Raw genomic sequence first — 16,231 nt, 5'->3', positions numbered from 1 at the left:
CGTCCCTTAGCCGTAGCGGCCAGTGATATAATCGGTGGTGCGCTGTTCGCGCGGGTTGGTGAAGATGTTGTTGGTATCGCCATATTCCACCAGTTCACCAAGGTGGAAGAAGGCGGTTTTCTGGCTGACGCGCGCCGCCTGCTGCATGTTGTGCGTGACGATCACGATCGCGTACCGGCCGCGCAGATCGTGGATCAGTTCCTCGATCCGGGCGGTGGCGATCGGATCGAGCGCGCTGCACGGCTCGTCCATCAGGATCACCTCCGGATCGACGGCAATGGCGCGGGCGATGCACAGCCGCTGCTGCTGCCCGCCGGACAAAGCGGTGCCACTGTCCTGCAGGCGATCCTTGACCTCGTTCCACAGGCCGGTCCGGGTCAGCGACTGTTCGACGATCCGGTCGAGATCGGCCCTGCCGCTCGCCAGCCCATGAATGCGCGGGCCATAAGCGACATTCTCGTAGATCGACTTCGGGAACGGATTGGGCTTCTGGAACACCATGCCAACACGGGCGCGCAGCTGAACGACGTCCATGTCCTTGGAATAAATGTCCTCCCCGTCCAGCCGGATGTCGCCCTCGACCCGTGCGTTCGGAACCGTGTCGTTCATGCGATTGAGCGTACGGAGGAAGGTCGACTTGCCGCAGCCCGATGGGCCGATGAAGGCAGTCACATCCTCCTGATCGATATCGATCGATACGTGACGGATTGCCTGTTTGTCACCGTAGAAGACGTTGACGTCACGGGCCGTGATCTTGTGGGTCACCAGCGGGTCTCGAAGCGGTTGCGAAGATAGATGGCCAGGCCGTTCATCGAGAGCAGCACGACCAACAGGACGATGATAGCGGCAGATGTCTTTTCCACGAAGCCGCGCGCGACTTCGTCGGACCAGAGGAAGATCTGAACCGGAAGCACGGTGGCGGGATCGGTCAGGCCCTGCGGCGGGGCGGCGATGAATGCGCGCATCCCGATCATCAGCAGCGGTGCCGTTTCGCCAAGCGCACGCGCCATGCCGATGATGGTGCCGGTCAGGATGCCGGGTAGCGCGAGCGGCAGGACGTGGTGAAAGACCACCTGTACCGGGCTGGCGCCGATGCCGAGCGCGGCGTCGCGGATCGACGGCGGCACCCCCTTGATCGCGTTCCGGCCCGCGATGACGATCACCGGCATGGTCATCAGCGCGAGGGTAAGCCCACCGACGATCGGCGCCGATCGCGGCAGTCCGAAGGTGCCCAGAAACACCGCCAGTCCAAGCAACCCGAAGATGATCGAGGGGACGGCGGCCAGATTGTTGATCGATACCTCGATAAGGTCGGTCCAACGGTTCTTGGGCGCATATTCCTCAAGGTACAGCGCGGAAAGAACACCAATGGGAAACGCGAGCGACAGCGTGACCAGCATTGTCAATAGGGAGCCCTTGAGCGCGCCCCAGATCCCCACGCGGGTCGGATCGGTCGCGTCGGCATTGACGAAGAAGTCCCAGTTGATCCCGCGCGACAAATGATCGCCGAGCGCAGTGACGGTCTTTCGGGCGGCGGGGGTGCCATCGCCCTTGAACGCCATGTCGATATCGCTGGCGACGGGCACTTCGACCACGGCGGTGCCGCGCAGCAGGGCAGGATTCGCCTTCACCGCATCGCGCACCCGCAACCAGGCGCCGTCGGACAGCAGCGCAGCGCCGCCCTCGCGCGGGAACGCCGCGGTCGCGGCCGCATCGACGACACTTTCCAGCCCGGCGCCGGCAAGGGCCAGATCGGCGCGATTGCCGCGCAGCTGATCCGGCTGCACCTGCAGGTCAGCGGCGGCGAAATTGATCGGCAACGCGAGACGCGTCTCGGTAAACCCGCCCAGCCCCTGCGCCAGCATGGTCACGATCAGGAAGGCCAGGAATCCAGCCGACATGATGATGGCGCCAAGGCCAAGCGCGCGAAAGCGACGTTCGGAGCGGTAGCGGCGGGCAATCCGGCGCCGCATGGCGTCGGTCCGCCAGTCGGTGGGCGCGCGATCAGTCATAAGCCTCGCGGTACCTCCGCACGATCATGAGGGCGAAAATGTTGAGCAGCAGCGTGACGACAAACAGCGTCAGGCCCAGCGCGAAGGCTGCCAGCGTCTTTGCGCTGTCGAATTCCGCTTCGCCGGTCAGCAGGTCGACGATCTGCTTGGTCACGGTGGTGGTGCTGGCGAACGGGTTGAGCGTGAGTTGCGCGACGCCAGAGGCGGCCATGACGACGATCATGGTCTCGCCGATCGCCCGGCTCACCGCCAGAAGCACGCCGCCCACGATTCCCGGCAGCGCGGCCGGCACCAGCACGCGGCTGATCGTTTCGGAGGGGGTTGCACCCAGCGCCAGACTGCCGTCGCGCATCGAACCGGGCACCGCGGCCAGCGAATCGTCGGCCATGGACGACACGAACGGGATGATCATGACGCCCATGACGAGCCCTGCGGCGAGCGCGCTTTCGCTGCTCGCCCAGGTGATGCCGATCGACACGGCAAAATCGCGCACCGCGGGCGCGACGGTCAGCGCGGCGAAATAGCCGTACACGACGGTGGGCACACCGGCGAGCACCTCGAGGACCGGCTTCATCCACCGCCGGGTCGCCGGGCGGGCATATTGCGTCAGGTAGATGGCGCTCATCAGGCCGAACGGGATCGCCACCAGCATCGCGATCACCGCGCCGATGAAGAAGGTGCCCCAGAACAACGGCACGGCGCCGAGGCTCGCGCCGGGATCGCGCGGGTCGATGACCTGCGGCGACCAGTGGGTGCCGAACAGGAAATCGGTGATCGGCACGATCGAGAAGAAGCGCGCGCTTTCGAACAACAGGCTGCCGACGATGCCGACGGTGGTCAGGATAGCGATCAGCGACGCCAGCAGGAGGAGCAGCATGACGATGCGCTCCACCTGCGTCCGGGCGGCAAAGCCCGGCCGTACCCGCGCAAAGGCATAGGCGAAGCCGGCGAAGGCGAGCACCGCCGCCAAGATCGTGCCGATCCAATTGTAGCGGCTTTGCGCGCTGGCGTAGGCTGGGGCGAGCACCTCCGCCAGATCGTGGAACGCGCCAAATGCCTCACCGCGCGACAGGTTGCGCGCTTCCGAGAGGATCGCCGCACGCTCGAAGCCTGCCGCTGGCAGAGCGGCCGCGGCGGGCGTCGCCAGCACCGCATCGGTGACCAGTGCCGGCGACACGAACCACCAGATGCCGAGGAAGACGAGCGCCGGCACCAAGGTCCAGAGCGCCACATAGGACGCGTGGTGGCCGGGCAGCGCACTGAAGCGCTGCGTGTCGCCCACGCGGAAGGCCGCGGCGCGGGCGCGCGCGACAAACCAGGCGATCAGGCCCAACGCGACAATGACGAACAGCAATGCGCCAGCGCTCATTTCAGTGCGTCCGACGCCATGGGGGTTTCGGTGCGAACCAGGTCGGCCGACTGCTGCTGGACCTCGGCAGGCGCAGCGATCAGGCCGCGACGCGCGAGCGGCCCGCCGGCACCCCAAAGGCCGGTATATTGCTGCACAAAGGCGCGGAGCCCGGGCACGGCGTCCATGTGCTGCTTCTTGACGTAGATGTAGAGCGGCCGGGCGCCGGGATAGCGGCCGTCGACGATGGTCTCGGTGGTCGGCGCAACGCCGCCGATCGGCACACCCACGACCGATCCTCCATTCTCTTCCAGATAGGAATAGCCGAACACGCCGATCGCATTGGGATTGGCGGTCAGTTTCTGCACGATGAGATTATCGTTCTCGCCGGCGTCGATATAGGCGCCGTCCTCGCGCACGCGCTGGCAGCGTGCCTTGAACCCATCCTCATCCGTCTCCTTCAGCCGCCGCGCTTCGGGATCGGTGTCGAGGCAGCCCTGCGCCATGATGAGCTCCGCCAACGCATCGCGTGTGCCGCTAGTCGATGGCGGACCGTAAATCTGGATCGGAATGGCCGGCAACGCCGGATTGACGTCCCGCCAGGTGCGATAGCGGTTGGGCTTGCCCCCCGGCGTAGCGGCGAGCGCCCGGTAAAGGTCCGCCGAGGTAAGCGCCATCTTGGGCCCGTTCTTCGCTTCGGCAAAGGCGACGCCATCGATGCCGATCTGCACCTCCAGGATCTCCTTTGCGCCGTGGCGCAGGCAGTCCTCGAACTCGCTGCGCTTCATCCGGCGAGAGGCGTTGACGATGTCGGGGTAAGCGGCGCCGATCCCGGCGCAGAACAGGCGCATGCCAGCGCCAGTGCCGGTGGATTCGATTACCGGCGGGCGCGCATCCGGATTGTTGGCCAGATATTGCTCGGCCGCGATGGTCGTGAACGGATAGACGGTGGACGATCCCACCGCCTTGATCTGCGCGCGCGCGCCAGCACCACCGCTGGCCTGGTCATGGCAGGCGGAAGAGAGCGCAAGCAGCGCGACGATCACAGCGGCGCGAATCATTCAACATCCCGAGAGCGCCGCACGACGCGGCGTTCGCGCCTGTGTGACACGAGCATTACTGCTTGATGACAGCGGCTCCCGGCGCATCAATCGGTAGAGTAACGGAACCTGCCGCACGCAGCATGACCGTGACGCGGGTACCCTCGCCGACCTGGCTGGCGATATCGAGCCGGCCGCGATGGCGCTCCACGATATGCTTGACGATTGCCAGGCCCAGACCCGTCCCGCCGATCGAGCGGCTACGGCCCGGATCGACACGGTAGAAGCGTTCGGTAAGCCGCGGCAGGTGCTGGGGCGGGATGCCTTCCCCTTGGTCGGCGACGACCAGCCGAACCATGTCGTCGGCCCGGGTGATCGAGACGCGGATCGGCGTGCCGGGCCGACCATATTTCATCGCATTGCCGATCAGATTGTGCAGCAGTTGGGAAAGCTGCGCGGCATCGCCCTGCACCATGATCTCGCCCGGATCGTGTTCAAGGATGATGTCCTTGCCGCGGCCGTCATGCGCATCGGCAAGCTCCTGCTGCGTCCTGTCGACCAGGGCCGCGAGGTCGATCGAACTGGCGGGTGCACGGTACTTGTCGGCCTCGATCCGAGACAGGCTCATCAGATCGTCGACCAGCCTATCCATTCGCTGCGCCTCGTCGAAAACGATCTTGAGGAAGCGGGCGCGCGTTACCGGATCCTCGCCCGCGGTGTCGGCGAGCGTTTCGACATAGCCGAGGATCGAGGCGAGGGGAGTGCGCAGCTCATGGCTGGCATTGGCGACGAAATCCACCCGCATCCGCTCTGCGGCATGGCTGCCGCTGCGGTCGGAAAGATGGACGAGGCGGCGACCGTCGCTGAACGGGGCAAGGCGCATTTCCCAGCGCTGATCCGGCGCGCCGAGGCCCGCGAGCGACGCGACGGCGTCGGCGGCATCCTCGCCAAGCAGCCGTGCGGCGGCCGGATGGCGGATGCCGGTGCGCGCGTCCTCGCCGATAATATGCGCGCCCAGCAATGCGCGGGCCGCCTTGTTGGCGTGGGCGACCCGTGGCCCCTCCAGGATGAGGATCGGCTCGGCCAGCGCATCCAGCACCGGCTCGATTTCGCCAAACGGCGCGGGCGTGGTCGATCCGGCAGGATGTTCGCCCGCATGCTGGCCGCCGCCCGTCATCGTCAGCACCGCGACAATGCCGCCGACGATGCTGACCGCCACAGCATCCAGTCCCGCACCGATGACGCCTAGAATGACGGCGGTGACAACGACGATGGCAAGCGCGGTCCAGCCGCGTGGAGAGATGATCTCGTCCATAGGTCCCTTGGCGGCGAATGACGCAGTTGCGGTCAGTTATGGACGCGAAAGAACGATTGTCCAGCACGCTGGTGAGCGCCGCGCGACGTACGAGGGTGCTGGCGGGGCGCGCCGGCAGTGTCCCGCTACGACACGCTGCCGCGGCGATGCTTGTGCCGGCATTAGGATTATGGAAGGGCTCGGTCGTGGATAGGTGCCCGTCATGAGCGATCAGGATCAACCCGAGCAGCCCGGGCGGCGACGCGCCCTGCGCCTGGGTGCCGTTGGCGCGGTGGCGATCGTGTCGATCCGCCCGGCAATGGCGCAAGCCTACGGCTCGGTGATGACGTGCGATATTCCCGTTCCCGATCCGGGCCGCGCGGGCAGCTTCATCGATAAGAATGGCAAGGTGGTACCGCCGGGCACCCCGGGCGCCTATGCGCCGCCCGGCCGACCGCTCAGGGGCGAGGACATTCGGCGCGCGCTGGCGTCTGGCGGCAACCTGCCGGGTGTCGATTACGAACGCAGCCGCGCCTATCTGAAATATGTCCAGAGCCTGCGGAGCGGAACGACGGGGTTCACCTGTTTTGCCTCGTTGCAGATGCCGCGGCGGTAGCCAGTGGACGCGACGCGCTATCGCGCGCCGCCGGCGGCCGACCTGATCGTCACGCCGCTGGACGACATCGTAGCGCTGTTTCACCGTACATCCGGCATGACGCACCTGGTGGCATCGCCAGTGCCTGAGGTGCTGGAGGTACTTGCCGGGCGCTGGATGGCGATTGCCGAGATTGAGGCCGCGTTCGACATCGTGGAAGGCGGTCGCGCGGAACTGATCGCGCTCCTTGATGAGCTTGCGGTCACCGGCTTGATCGAGCGCGCATGACCAGCGAATTCCGCGTTCAGGTTGGACCGGTCAGCTTTCGGATTGGATCGGCATGGCGGCGGCCGCTTGATCAGATGCGTACGCTGTACCGCGACTATCCGACCGACGTGTCGGTGCCTGATTTTACCGTTCGTCTTGAGCCATCGCGGCCCTGGCGCCGGTTCCTTCGCCCCGCCGTGCGCATCGCCGGCGACTTCGTCATTCCGGATGCCGCCCCGCTCCCCTTGCCGCAGGGGTTGCTGGCGGCGGAGATGGCGATGAACCTGCAATTGGCGCTGGGGCTGCGCCGCTTCCTCCTGCTCCACGCCGCTGCGGTGGAGCGCGACGGACGGGCAGTGGTCATGACCGGCGAGTCAGGAGCCGGCAAGTCGACCCTCGCGGCGCTGCTGCAGGCGCGCGGATGGCGGCTGATGGCCGATGAGTTCGTCCTCGTCGATCCGGATACCGGGGCGATATGGCCATTCCCGCGGCCGGTGAGCGTGAAGAATGCTGCAATCCCGGTCGTGAAGGCGGCGCTACCGGATGGCCGCTGGGGACCGGCGATGACGGACACGCCCAAGGGCACGATCCAGCATCTCGTTCCCGAGACCGCGGCACTGGCGATGGCGAACGTTCCCGCGCCGCCGGCGCTGTTGCTGTTTCCGCGCTTTGGCCACGCGGCTGATCAGCGGCCCGTGGGGGCAGGGGAAGCGTTCGTCAGGCTGACGCAGGCTTCGACCAATTATGTGGGCTTGGGCGAGCGCGGCTATCGCGCGCTAACCGGACTGGTGACCGGTGTGATTCGCGCGGCGATCGACTATCCCAATATTGAGACCGCAGCGTCGATGATCGAGGATCTCTGGTGAGCGCGGCGCGCGACCTGGTCGCCGTCCTCGTGGATCCATCACGTGCCTCGGGCCTCGATGACCAAAGGTGGACGGCGCTATTGTCCGTGGCGCTGGCCGAGCAGATGATGGGTACGCTGGCCTGCCGCGTCGGCGATCTGGCCCCGCCGCGCGTGGCCGCCATCCTGGCCGATGCCAGGGCGACCGCCTTGGAGGGGCGTCGGCAGGCGTTATGGGAAGCGGAAATGGCGCGCCGGGCGCTGGAAGGCGTCGTGGCGCCACTGATCCTGCTGAAGGGCACGGCCTTTGCCGCCGCCGGCCTTGCGGCGGGAAGCGGACGAGCGATCGGCGATCTCGACATACTCGTTCCCGCTGCCGCGCTCGCAGACGTTGAGGCGGCGCTGCTGGCGCAAGGATGGGCGTGGGTGAAGCCCGATCCCTATGACGACAGCTACTACCGGCGGTGGATGCATGAACTGCCCCCCATGATCCATCCCGAGCGCGACCGGATGATCGACGTGCACCACACGATCCTGCCGTTAACGGCACGGCTGCGACCAGATGCTGCGCTATTGCTGGAGGGAGCGCGGCCGTTGGGCAATGGTCTGGCAATGCTGTCGAACGAGGATGTCGTGCTGCACGCCGCCATTCACCTGTTGGCGGATGGCGATCTCGCCGGTGGGCTGCGCAACCTGTGGGACATCGATCGTCTGTTGCGTGAGTTCGCCGATGACGATCCCGGCTATTGGGATCGGCTTACGGCCCGGGCGCGGGACCATGGCGTCTCCCCGGTCCTGGCGCGCGCACTTCGCCTGACACATCGCTTGTTCGACACGCCCGTGCCGCTTGCGTTTCGCCGGAAGGAAGTGACCGACCGGCTGTACCTGCGACGATTGCTCGGTCGCGATGGCTGGGGTCGCGCCATCCACCCTGCCACCCGGCTGACGTTTTACGTCCGCTCCCACGCGCTGCGGATGCCGCCGCTGATGCTGGCGCGGCACTTGTGGATCAAGTGGCGGAAGAACGGAGCCGTCGGCTGATCGCCACCACGACAAGCACGCCGGTGATGACCGCGGTGTCGGCGACCCAGTCCATGATGTCGCAGTCGCGGTGAAGCGCAGGGATCGACTGAACCACTTCGATCATCGCGCCGAGAAAGGACAGCCGCTCGCCAATCCGCAGCAACGGTGTCTGTGGAAATGCGAGGACTGACAGGATCGTCAGCGTGCCGAACGCGAGCATGTGCTGATATTTGTCGCTATCGATCGGCACTTTCGGCGGGTGCGGCAGCACCGCCATGGTCACCGCAAACACGAGGGCGGCCAGAAGGATCAGCCGCCAGATCAATCGGGGTGCTGCCATTACCGCAGTCCGTTCAACGCTGGGATGAGCTCGTCGAAATGATCGATGATCGCGTTGGCGCCCAGTTCTTCCACCGGTTGCATCAGAAAGCCGAAGCGGCAGGCGATCGCCGGAATGCCCGCCGCATGGGCCGCGGCGACATCGTAGATCGAATCCCCGACGAATGCTGCCGTTCCGCCGCCTGATCGCCGGATCATTTCGAGAATCGGATCGGCCGCCGGCTTTGACTTGCCTGGTCCCAGCGTATCCCCGCCGATGACGCAGGTCAGCCGATCAAGCAGGCCGGCGTCGCGGAGTACCTCAAGCGCGAAAGGCTCGAGTTTGTTGGTGACGACCGCGACCTGCACGCCCCTTCGTGCAAGTTCGTCCAGCGCCCGCAAAGCGCCGGGAAACGGTACGCTGTGAACGTAGATGTTGGCCTCGTAATACTCGAGCAAGACACGGTGCAGCTGATCAAGAAGGGGGTCGGCACCCCCGCCGGTCGCGGCCAGCCCCTGGGCGAGCATATGGCGTGCGCCACCCCCGATCATGGGCTTGATCGCGTCGACGCTGAGCGGCGGCCGGCCGTCCTGCGCCAGCGCGTGATTGACCGCCGCAGCCAGGTCACCGCTTGTGTCGATCAACGTGCCGTCGAGGTCGAAACCGACCGTGTCGAAGTGAAATCGTTCCATCGTCATGCGCGGTGACGGCTCGCTATGGAATTGGCAAGCCGACGATGGCACAGGCGCGCCATGACGAGCCGACCTCTCGCCGTAATCGTGCTTGCCGCTGGCAAGGGCACGCGGATGAAATCTGACACGCACAAGGTGCTCCATCCTCTCGCGGGGCGGCCGATGCTGCATCATCTGCTGGCTGCGGCGGAGGGGCTGGGCGCGGCAAAAACCGTCGTGGTCGTCGGCGCGGGGCGCGAACAGGTGGAGGCCGCGGTGGTGCCGCTGGGCGTGGCCGTCGCGCAGCAGCAGGAGCAGCTTGGCACTGGCCATGCGGTGCAGCAGGCCGAGCAGGCTTTGGCCGGGTTCGCCGGTGACGTTCTGATCCTCTACGGCGACGTCCCGCTTGTGACGGAAGCGACGATGCGCCGGATGATCGATCGCCTGCATGCCGAGGAAGCGCCGGCTGTCGTCGTCCTGGGCTTCCGCCCGTCCGATTCGGGTGCCTACGGGCGTGTGATCGCCGACGCCGAGGGTCGTATCGCGCGCATGGTGGAGTTCAAGGACGCCTCAGCGGAGGAACGCGCCGAGACACTCTGCAACTCAGGCTTGATGGCGGTTCGATCGGAGGACCTGTTCGATCTGCTGCGGCGCGTGGACAATGCCAATGCTGCTGGCGAATATTATCTGCCGGATATCGTGATGTTGGCGGGCGCCGACGGCCGCTCCTCTGCGGTCATCGAAACCGATGCCGAGGAAGTGACCGGCGTGAACAGCCGTGCTGAGCTCGCCGCACTCGAACTGATCTGGCAGCAACGCCGGCGCAAGCAGGCGATGGACGATGGCGTCACCCTCATCGCGCCTGAGACCGTCTGGTTCAGCTACGACACGGTTGTTGGCCGAGACGTCATTGTAGAGCCCAATGTGGTGTTCGGCCCTGGCGTATCGGTGGCCGACAAGGTCGTGATCCACGCATTCAGCCATGTCGAAGGCGCGACGATCGGCGAGGGCGCATCGGTTGGCCCCTATGCACGGCTGCGGCCAGGCGCGGTGATGAAAAAGGGCGCACGCGTCGGCAACTTCGTGGAGATGAAGAAGGCGGTGCTGGGTGAGGGCGCCAAGGCGAACCATTTGACCTACCTCGGCGACGCGGAGGTCGGCGCGGGCGCGAACATCGGCGCCGGCACGATCACGTGCAATTACGATGGCTTCTTCAAGTACAAGACCCGGATCGGCGCAGGCGCCTTCATCGGCTCGAACTCGGCACTGGTAGCACCGGTGACAATCGGCGATGGCGCGATCGTGGCAGCGGGATCTACCGTTACAAGCGATGTGGAGGCCGATGCGCTGGCGCTCGTGCGACCGCCGCAGACCGAAAAGCCCGGTTGGGCAGCGAAGTTCAGGAACGTGATGCGTGCTCGGAAGGAATCTCGATAGATGTGTGGGATTGTTGGAATAATCGGCAAGGAGCCGGCCGCTGATCGTCTCCTGGATGGTTTGAAGCGGCTGGAATATCGTGGCTATGACTCCGCCGGCATCTGCACCGTGACTGATGGTTCGTTCGATCGCCGCCGCGCGCCGGGCAAGCTGCGCAACCTGGCGCAGCGGCTGGCCGAGGAGCCGTTGGGCGGCGAGAGCGGCGTTGCGCACACCCGCTGGGCGACGCACGGCGCACCGACCGAGGACAACGCACACCCCCATATCGTTGGCGATGTGGTTGTCGTGCACAACGGAATCATCGAGAACTTCAAGCCCTTACGCGACGAACTTATCGCGGAGGGACGCACCTTCCTCAGCCAGACTGACAGCGAGGTCGTCGCGCATCTCATCGCCCGTGAGGTCGAGAATGGCGCAGAGCCGCGTGCCGCGCTGGCGGCTGTCCTGCCGCGGCTCCATGGCGCCTTTGCGCTGGGCGTCATGGTCCGCACACACCCGGATCTGCTGCTCGGTGCCCGCCTCGGCGCACCGCTCACGGTCGGCTATGGGGATGGCGAGAACTTCCTGGGCTCGGACGCGCTTGCCCTTGCGCCGCTGACGCAGCGGATCGCCTATCTGGAAGAGGGTGACTGGGTTGCCATCACCCATGAGGAGGTCGAGGTGTACGACAGCGCCAACCAGCGCGTGTCACGCCCGATCGTCAACTCCGGCGCTTCCGGCCAGCTAATGGATAAGGGCAACCATCGCCACTTCATGCAGAAGGAGATTTACGAGCAGCCGGTCGTCGTGGCGCAGACGCTCCGCTCATATCTCCGCCCGTTGGAATCGCAGGTCTCGCTGCCGGACATCGAGTTCGACCTTTCGACGGTCGAGCGCGTCGTCATCGTTGCGTGCGGCACGGCCAGCTATGTCGGCATGATCGGCAAATATTGGATCGAGGGGCTGGCCCGCATCCCGGTCGAGGTCGATGTGGCGAGCGAATATCGCTACCGTGATCCCGTCCTGCTGCCCAACACGCTCGGTCTGGTGATTTCGCAGTCGGGCGAGACCGCGGACACGCTTGCTGCTCTGCGCCACATGAAGGCAGGCGGCGTCACGACCGGCGGTATTATCAACGTGCCGACCAGTTCGATGGCGCGTGAGGTCGATCTGTTGCTGCCGACGCATGCGGGGCCGGAGATCGGTGTCGCCTCCACCAAGGCATTCACCTGTCAGCTCGCGGTCATGGCCGCACTTGCCACGAACCTCGCGCGCGCCCGTGGCCTGCTGGCGAACGAGGCGGAGATCGTCAAGCAGCTGCAGCACGTGCCCGAGGCCATGAGCATGGCGCTCGCGCACGATGCCGAGATCGAGGCGATGGCGCCGAAGATCGCAGCTGCGCGCGACGTGTTGTACCTGGGCCGCGGACCGGAATATCCGCTGGCACTGGAGGGCGCGCTAAAGCTAAAGGAAATCAGCTACATCCATGCGGAAGGTTACGCATCGGGTGAGATGAAGCACGGGCCGATCGCCTTGATCGACGAGGCGGTGCCGCTGGTCGTCATCGCGCCGTCCGGTCCGTTGTTCGACAAGACCGTCAGCAACATGCAGGAGGCGCAGGCACGCGGCGCTCAGGTTGTGCTGATCTCTGATGCCGATGGTATCGCACAGGCGGGCGAGAACACGATCGCGACGATCGAAATGCCCAAGGTGCATCCGCTGATCGCACCTTTGGTCTATGCGGTACCGGTCCAGTTGCTGGCGTATCACGTCGCAGTCGCCAAGGGCACTGACGTGGACCAGCCGCGTAACCTTGCCAAATCGGTGACCGTGGAATGATCGTAGCCCCTCCCGCCGCCAGAAACGGCGGGAGGGGCAATACGGCGCAGCCTTAATCGAAACCACGATTGAGGAAGCGGTCGGCCAGGGCGCAGTGCATCGCAACGCCCCTGGCCATGACCTGCTCCTCGATCGTCATCTTCACATTGTGCAGCGGCGGGTTGGTGCGCGGATCGCTGCCCTCCGGCGCGACCCCCATGAACGCCATGGCCCCCGGTATCTCGCGCAGGACGTAGGAGAAATCCTCTCCGCCCATCATCGGTGCCGGCATCGTCGTCCAGCCGCGTTCCCCGGAGATGTCCTGTGACAGTTCACGGATCATCGCCGTCGCGCGCGGGTCGCAGAAGGTGACCGGATAGCCTTCCTCGACCCTGGTATCCGCCTCGCAGCCATGCGCCGCAGCGATGTTCCCGGCGATCTGATGGAAGGCGGCACGTGCCTTCTCCCGGGTCGCATCCGACAGGGTGCGCAGCGTTCCCATGAGCTTCACTTCATCGGGAATGATGTTGTGGCTGCTGCCGGCGTGAATCTGCGTGATGGTCAGGACGGCGGGATCAGACACCGGGATACGGCGCGCGACAAAGCTCTGCAGCGCGGTGACGATCTCGCAAGCGACCGGGATCGGATCGATGCAATCGTGCGGCATGGCGGCGTGACCGCCCTTGCCACGGATCGTCGCGATCAGCGTGTCGGTGGAGGCGAGAAGGGGTCCTTCGCGTCCGACGAACACACCGGCGGGCGCGTTGGGGAAGATGTGGAGCGCGAAGGCGGCGTCGGGGCGCGCGAGGTTGAGCAACCCGTCATCGATCATCCAGCGGGCGCCATGGTGGCCCTCCTCGCCGGGCTGGAACATGAAGACCACCGTTCCGGGCAGTTCGTCCCTGCGCGCGCATAAGGCGCGCGCGGCGCCGGCGAGCATGGCGGAATGGGCGTCGTGGCCGCAGGCGTGCATCGCGCCCGGGATGGTGGAGGCGAAGGGCAGGCCGGTGTCTTCAGACAGGGGCAGCGCATCCATGTCGCCGCGCAACAGCACGGTGCGGGTGTTGTCGCCCGCGCCGCTACGGCCGCCGCGAAGGATGGCGATGAAGCCTGTGGTGGAGGTGCTGTCGTGAATTTCGAGCGGCAGGCCGGCAAGCGCCGCCTTCAGCTTCGAGGTCGTCTTGGGGCAGTGGAGGCCGATCTCTGGCTCGGCATGGATGGCGCGTCGCAGGGCGATCGTGTCGTCGAGCTGCGCCACCCCGGCGGCCTGCCAATCGTCACGGATGAGGGGAGCGTTCATGGGCGATCCTTTCCTTGCTTCGTACCTAGAACGGATCGCCGCCGGCGCAAATCGGCCATTGCGCCGGCGGTCGTGGCCAGATGAGTGCGCGCGCGGCTACCAGGCGACTGCAATCTTCCCGAAATGACTGGCGGATTCGAGGTGACGGAACGCGTCGCCCAGATCCTCGAGCGCGAATGTCCGATCAATGACGGGTCGGATACCGGTCGCCTCGAGGGCGCGGACGAAGTCCTCCTGCTCCTGGCGGCTGCCGACGATCAATCCCTGCAGCTTGGCCTGCTTGGCCATGAGGAACGCGGTCGGCACGTCGCCCCCGACCCCGGTGAGGACGCCGATCAGCGCGATATGGCCACCGATCCGCACCGCCTCGATCGACTGGGCGAGCGTTCCCGGGCCGCCGACCTCGACCACGATGTCGGCGCCGCGGCCGCCGGTCAGATCCAGGACCTTGCGGCCCCATTTGGGCTCCTGACGATAATTGATCACATGATTGGCGCCGAGTTCCTTCGCGCGCGCCAGCTTCTCGTCCGAGGAGGAGGTGACGATCACCTCGGCGCCCATCGCATGGGCGAGTTGCAGCGCGTAGATCGACACGCCGCCGGTCCCGAGCAGCAGCACGGTGTCGCCAGCGCGCAGGCCGGCGTCGACGACGAGCGCGCGCCAGGCGGTGAGTCCCGCCGTGGTGATGGTGGCGGCTTCCTTGTGGCTCCAGCCGCGCGGCGCCCTTGTGAAGGCAGTGGAAGGAAGGACCACGCTGTCGCAGGCGAAGCCGTTGATGCCGTCGCCTGGGACGCGGCGGAAGTCGCCCACCTTCGGGCCGCCATCCTGCCAGTCCGGGAAGAAGACCGAGACGACATGGTCGCCGACGCTGAAGTCCGTCACGCCGTCGCCGACCGCCTCGACGACGCCGGCGCCATCCGCCAGCGGGATGCGACCGTCCGCCGTCGGGGACTTGCCCGAGCAGACCAGATAGTCGTGGAAGTTGAGCGAGCTGGCGTGGAGCGCCACGCGGATCTCGCCAGCGCCGGGCTGGCCGGGATCGGGCGCGTCGGTCACGTGCAGACGATCAAGCCCGCCCGGCTGCGACAGGGTGACGGCCCTCACGGCTGGATGCTCGCCTGGGCCGGCATGCGCCGTGCGGTGGTGACCGGCACGGTCGGTTCGAGCATCTGGCCCTTCATAATTCCCTCTCCCTTGGTTGGCGATGTGGGCATGTCCATGATGCGGTGGACGACATCCATGCCGTGCACGACGCGGCCGAAGACCGCATAGCCGGGGTTCGTTCCGTCGGCGTCCATCGCCGGCGTGTTGCCGACGATGATGAAGAAATCGCCGCGTGCGGTGCCGGGTTCGGCCATTGCCATGGAGATGGCGCCATCGACATGGCTGAGCCCGGTCTTGCTGGTCGGCTCATGCGCGATCGGCGGCAGTGTGCGCTTCGGATCGTTTTGGGTGCCGAACTGGATGAAGCCGTAGCGCGGTTCCGCCTGCACCTTCACGGTGCGGTAGAAAACCGTCCCGTCCAGCCGCTTTCCATCGACATATTTGAGGAAGTTGGCGGCGGTCACCGGCGCCTTCTCCGTTTCGATTTCGAGCACGATCGGGCCAGCGGCGGTCGAGAGCGTGACGATCGTGGTCGCTGCCTTTGCCGGAGCAGGGGGCGTAGCGCTAGTGGTGGCCGGTGCAGCCGCAGGAACATCCTGCGCGGCGACGCCGGTAGGAAGGAGGAGCGCGGCGGCGAGGGCGATCATCCGCATCAGCCGACCTTCGCCACCAGCAGCGGCATGTTTTCCGCCTGACTGCCGGACAATTGGATCGTGTAGGACCGGGCTTCAACGTATAGTCCACCATCTTGCGAATTCCCGTGCATTTGGGGCCATGACCATGCGCGCTGGAGGAAAGCGCGCGCCCCGTGTCGACCAGATCGACCCATGCGCGTCCACCCAGTGCCACGCGGTAATTGCCTGCTTCCTGCACGGTCAGCGTCAACGTTCCGGCATGGCCGCCGCTTTCCTTCGGCACGGGCGCCAGCGTGACGAGATCCGCCGGATGAAGCGCGACCAGCAGGGCCTGACCAGGCGTCACCGATGCGCCGCCGCCCGCCTTGATCCCTGCCGCGACCGGTGTCTGCTTCGACCAGGCGGCAAGCTCTGCCGGGATCGCGACCCGGGCATTCGCGCAGGAAGGATCGTCAGGGGCCTCCTGCGCAACGGCGGGGGAGGCGGCCAGCAGGAGGCCGGCGACGGAAGCACGGATCACGCAAGGTTCCTTTCTTGCTCATTCG

General features: G+C 66.1%; 17 protein-coding genes. 6 read left to right on the top strand and 11 right to left on the bottom strand.

Annotated features, from left to right (window positions below; all coding sequences use genetic code 11):
- Nucleotides 1-6: 6 nt before the first annotated feature.
- The 5 genes from pstB to CA236_RS06930 are packed head-to-tail and all read right to left on the bottom strand — an operon-like array spanning nucleotide 7 to nucleotide 5,715.
- Nucleotides 7-765, bottom strand: coding sequence for a phosphate ABC transporter ATP-binding protein PstB (gene pstB, locus CA236_RS06950; protein WP_046410798.1), 759 nt, complete (start codon nucleotides 763-765; stop codon nucleotides 7-9).
- Entirely contained in the window at nucleotides 762-2,012 is a 1,251-nt protein-coding gene (pstA, locus tag CA236_RS06945) for a phosphate ABC transporter permease PstA (RefSeq protein WP_046410797.1), read from the bottom strand. Before pstA ends, pstB begins: the two co-directional genes overlap by 4 nt.
- Nucleotides 2,005-3,381 carry a phosphate ABC transporter permease subunit PstC gene (pstC, locus tag CA236_RS06940; protein ID WP_125945048.1) on the bottom strand — a complete coding sequence of 459 codons (1,377 nt, stop codon included), beginning with the start codon at nucleotides 3,379-3,381 and terminating at the stop codon, nucleotides 2,005-2,007. The genes pstA and pstC overlap by 8 nt, the downstream gene beginning before the upstream one ends.
- Nucleotides 3,378-4,421: a substrate-binding domain-containing protein gene (locus CA236_RS06935; RefSeq protein ID WP_125945047.1), complete on the bottom strand. Its 1,044-nt coding sequence runs from the start codon at nucleotides 4,419-4,421 to the stop codon at nucleotides 3,378-3,380. The genes pstC and CA236_RS06935 overlap by 4 nt, the downstream gene beginning before the upstream one ends.
- 55 nt (nucleotides 4,422-4,476) lie before the next feature.
- The gene (locus CA236_RS06930; RefSeq protein ID WP_046410792.1) at nucleotides 4,477-5,715 is read right to left on the bottom strand and encodes an ATP-binding protein; all 1,239 of its coding nucleotides are present in this window, start codon (nucleotides 5,713-5,715) and stop codon (nucleotides 4,477-4,479) included.
- A gap of 202 nt (nucleotides 5,716-5,917) precedes the next feature.
- On the opposite strand from CA236_RS06930, the gene CA236_RS06925 reads away from it, so the two are divergent.
- From CA236_RS06925 to CA236_RS06910, 4 genes are read left to right on the top strand one after another with little or no spacing between them, the layout of a single operon-like run.
- Nucleotides 5,918-6,310: a hypothetical protein gene (locus CA236_RS06925; RefSeq protein ID WP_046410790.1), complete on the top strand. Its 393-nt coding sequence runs from the start codon at nucleotides 5,918-5,920 to the stop codon at nucleotides 6,308-6,310.
- Nucleotides 6,311-6,313: 3 nt separating this feature from the next.
- Entirely contained in the window at nucleotides 6,314-6,577 is a 264-nt protein-coding gene (locus tag CA236_RS06920; protein ID WP_046410788.1) for an HPr-rel-A system PqqD family peptide chaperone, read from the top strand.
- Nucleotides 6,574-7,422: an HprK-related kinase A gene (locus tag CA236_RS06915; RefSeq protein WP_125945046.1), complete on the top strand. Its 849-nt coding sequence runs from the start codon at nucleotides 6,574-6,576 to the stop codon at nucleotides 7,420-7,422. The genes CA236_RS06920 and CA236_RS06915 overlap by 4 nt, the downstream gene beginning before the upstream one ends.
- 29 nt (nucleotides 7,423-7,451) lie before the next feature.
- The gene (locus CA236_RS06910; RefSeq protein ID WP_241212556.1) at nucleotides 7,452-8,441 is read left to right on the top strand and encodes a nucleotidyltransferase family protein; all 990 of its coding nucleotides are present in this window, start codon (nucleotides 7,452-7,454) and stop codon (nucleotides 8,439-8,441) included.
- On the opposite strand, the gene CA236_RS06905 is transcribed toward CA236_RS06910, so the two are convergent.
- Entirely contained in the window at nucleotides 8,410-8,763 is a 354-nt protein-coding gene (locus CA236_RS06905; RefSeq protein WP_125945044.1) for a hypothetical protein, read from the bottom strand. The two genes, CA236_RS06910 and CA236_RS06905, sit on opposite strands and share 32 nt — an antisense overlap.
- A complete protein-coding gene (locus tag CA236_RS06900) occupies nucleotides 8,763-9,434 on the bottom strand; it encodes an HAD hydrolase-like protein (RefSeq protein ID WP_125945043.1) in 672 nt (223 codons plus the stop codon). Before CA236_RS06900 ends, CA236_RS06905 begins: the two co-directional genes overlap by 1 nt.
- 60 nt (nucleotides 9,435-9,494) lie before the next feature.
- On the opposite strand from CA236_RS06900, the gene glmU reads away from it, so the two are divergent.
- Together glmU and glmS are read left to right on the top strand one after the other, a co-directional pair.
- The gene (gene glmU, locus CA236_RS06895; RefSeq protein WP_125945042.1) at nucleotides 9,495-10,850 is read left to right on the top strand and encodes a bifunctional UDP-N-acetylglucosamine diphosphorylase/glucosamine-1-phosphate N-acetyltransferase GlmU; all 1,356 of its coding nucleotides are present in this window, start codon (nucleotides 9,495-9,497) and stop codon (nucleotides 10,848-10,850) included.
- Nucleotides 10,851-12,668, top strand: a complete 1,818-nt coding sequence (glmS, locus tag CA236_RS06890; protein WP_125945041.1) for a glutamine--fructose-6-phosphate transaminase (isomerizing) — start codon at nucleotides 10,851-10,853, stop codon at nucleotides 12,666-12,668.
- A 52-nt stretch (nucleotides 12,669-12,720) separates the two neighbouring features.
- Here the strand turns inward: glmS and CA236_RS06885 are convergent, their stop codons facing one another.
- The 4 genes from CA236_RS06885 to CA236_RS06870 all read right to left on the bottom strand — a co-directional run bounded on the left by CA236_RS06885 (nucleotide 12,721) and on the right by CA236_RS06870 (nucleotide 16,206).
- Nucleotides 12,721-13,947, bottom strand: a complete 1,227-nt coding sequence (locus CA236_RS06885) for a M20 family metallopeptidase (protein WP_125945040.1) — start codon at nucleotides 13,945-13,947, stop codon at nucleotides 12,721-12,723.
- Nucleotides 13,948-14,043: 96 nt separating this feature from the next.
- Nucleotides 14,044-15,051, bottom strand: coding sequence for an NAD(P)-dependent alcohol dehydrogenase (locus CA236_RS06880; protein ID WP_125945039.1), 1,008 nt, complete (start codon nucleotides 15,049-15,051; stop codon nucleotides 14,044-14,046).
- A complete protein-coding gene (locus CA236_RS06875) occupies nucleotides 15,048-15,704 on the bottom strand; it encodes a peptidylprolyl isomerase (RefSeq protein ID WP_125945038.1) in 657 nt (218 codons plus the stop codon). Before CA236_RS06875 ends, CA236_RS06880 begins: the two co-directional genes overlap by 4 nt.
- On the bottom strand, nucleotides 15,616-16,206 hold the full coding sequence (locus CA236_RS06870) for a hypothetical protein (RefSeq protein ID WP_125945037.1): 591 nt from the start codon (nucleotides 16,204-16,206) through the stop codon (nucleotides 15,616-15,618). Before CA236_RS06870 ends, CA236_RS06875 begins: the two co-directional genes overlap by 89 nt.
- Nucleotides 16,207-16,231: the final 25 nt, after the last annotated feature.

The organism is Sphingomonas sp. ABOLG (genome assembly GCF_003950435.1).
GTDB classification, from domain to species: domain Bacteria; phylum Pseudomonadota; class Alphaproteobacteria; order Sphingomonadales; family Sphingomonadaceae; genus Sphingomonas; species Sphingomonas panaciterrae.
This window is presented reverse-complemented; position numbering and strand designations above follow the sequence as displayed.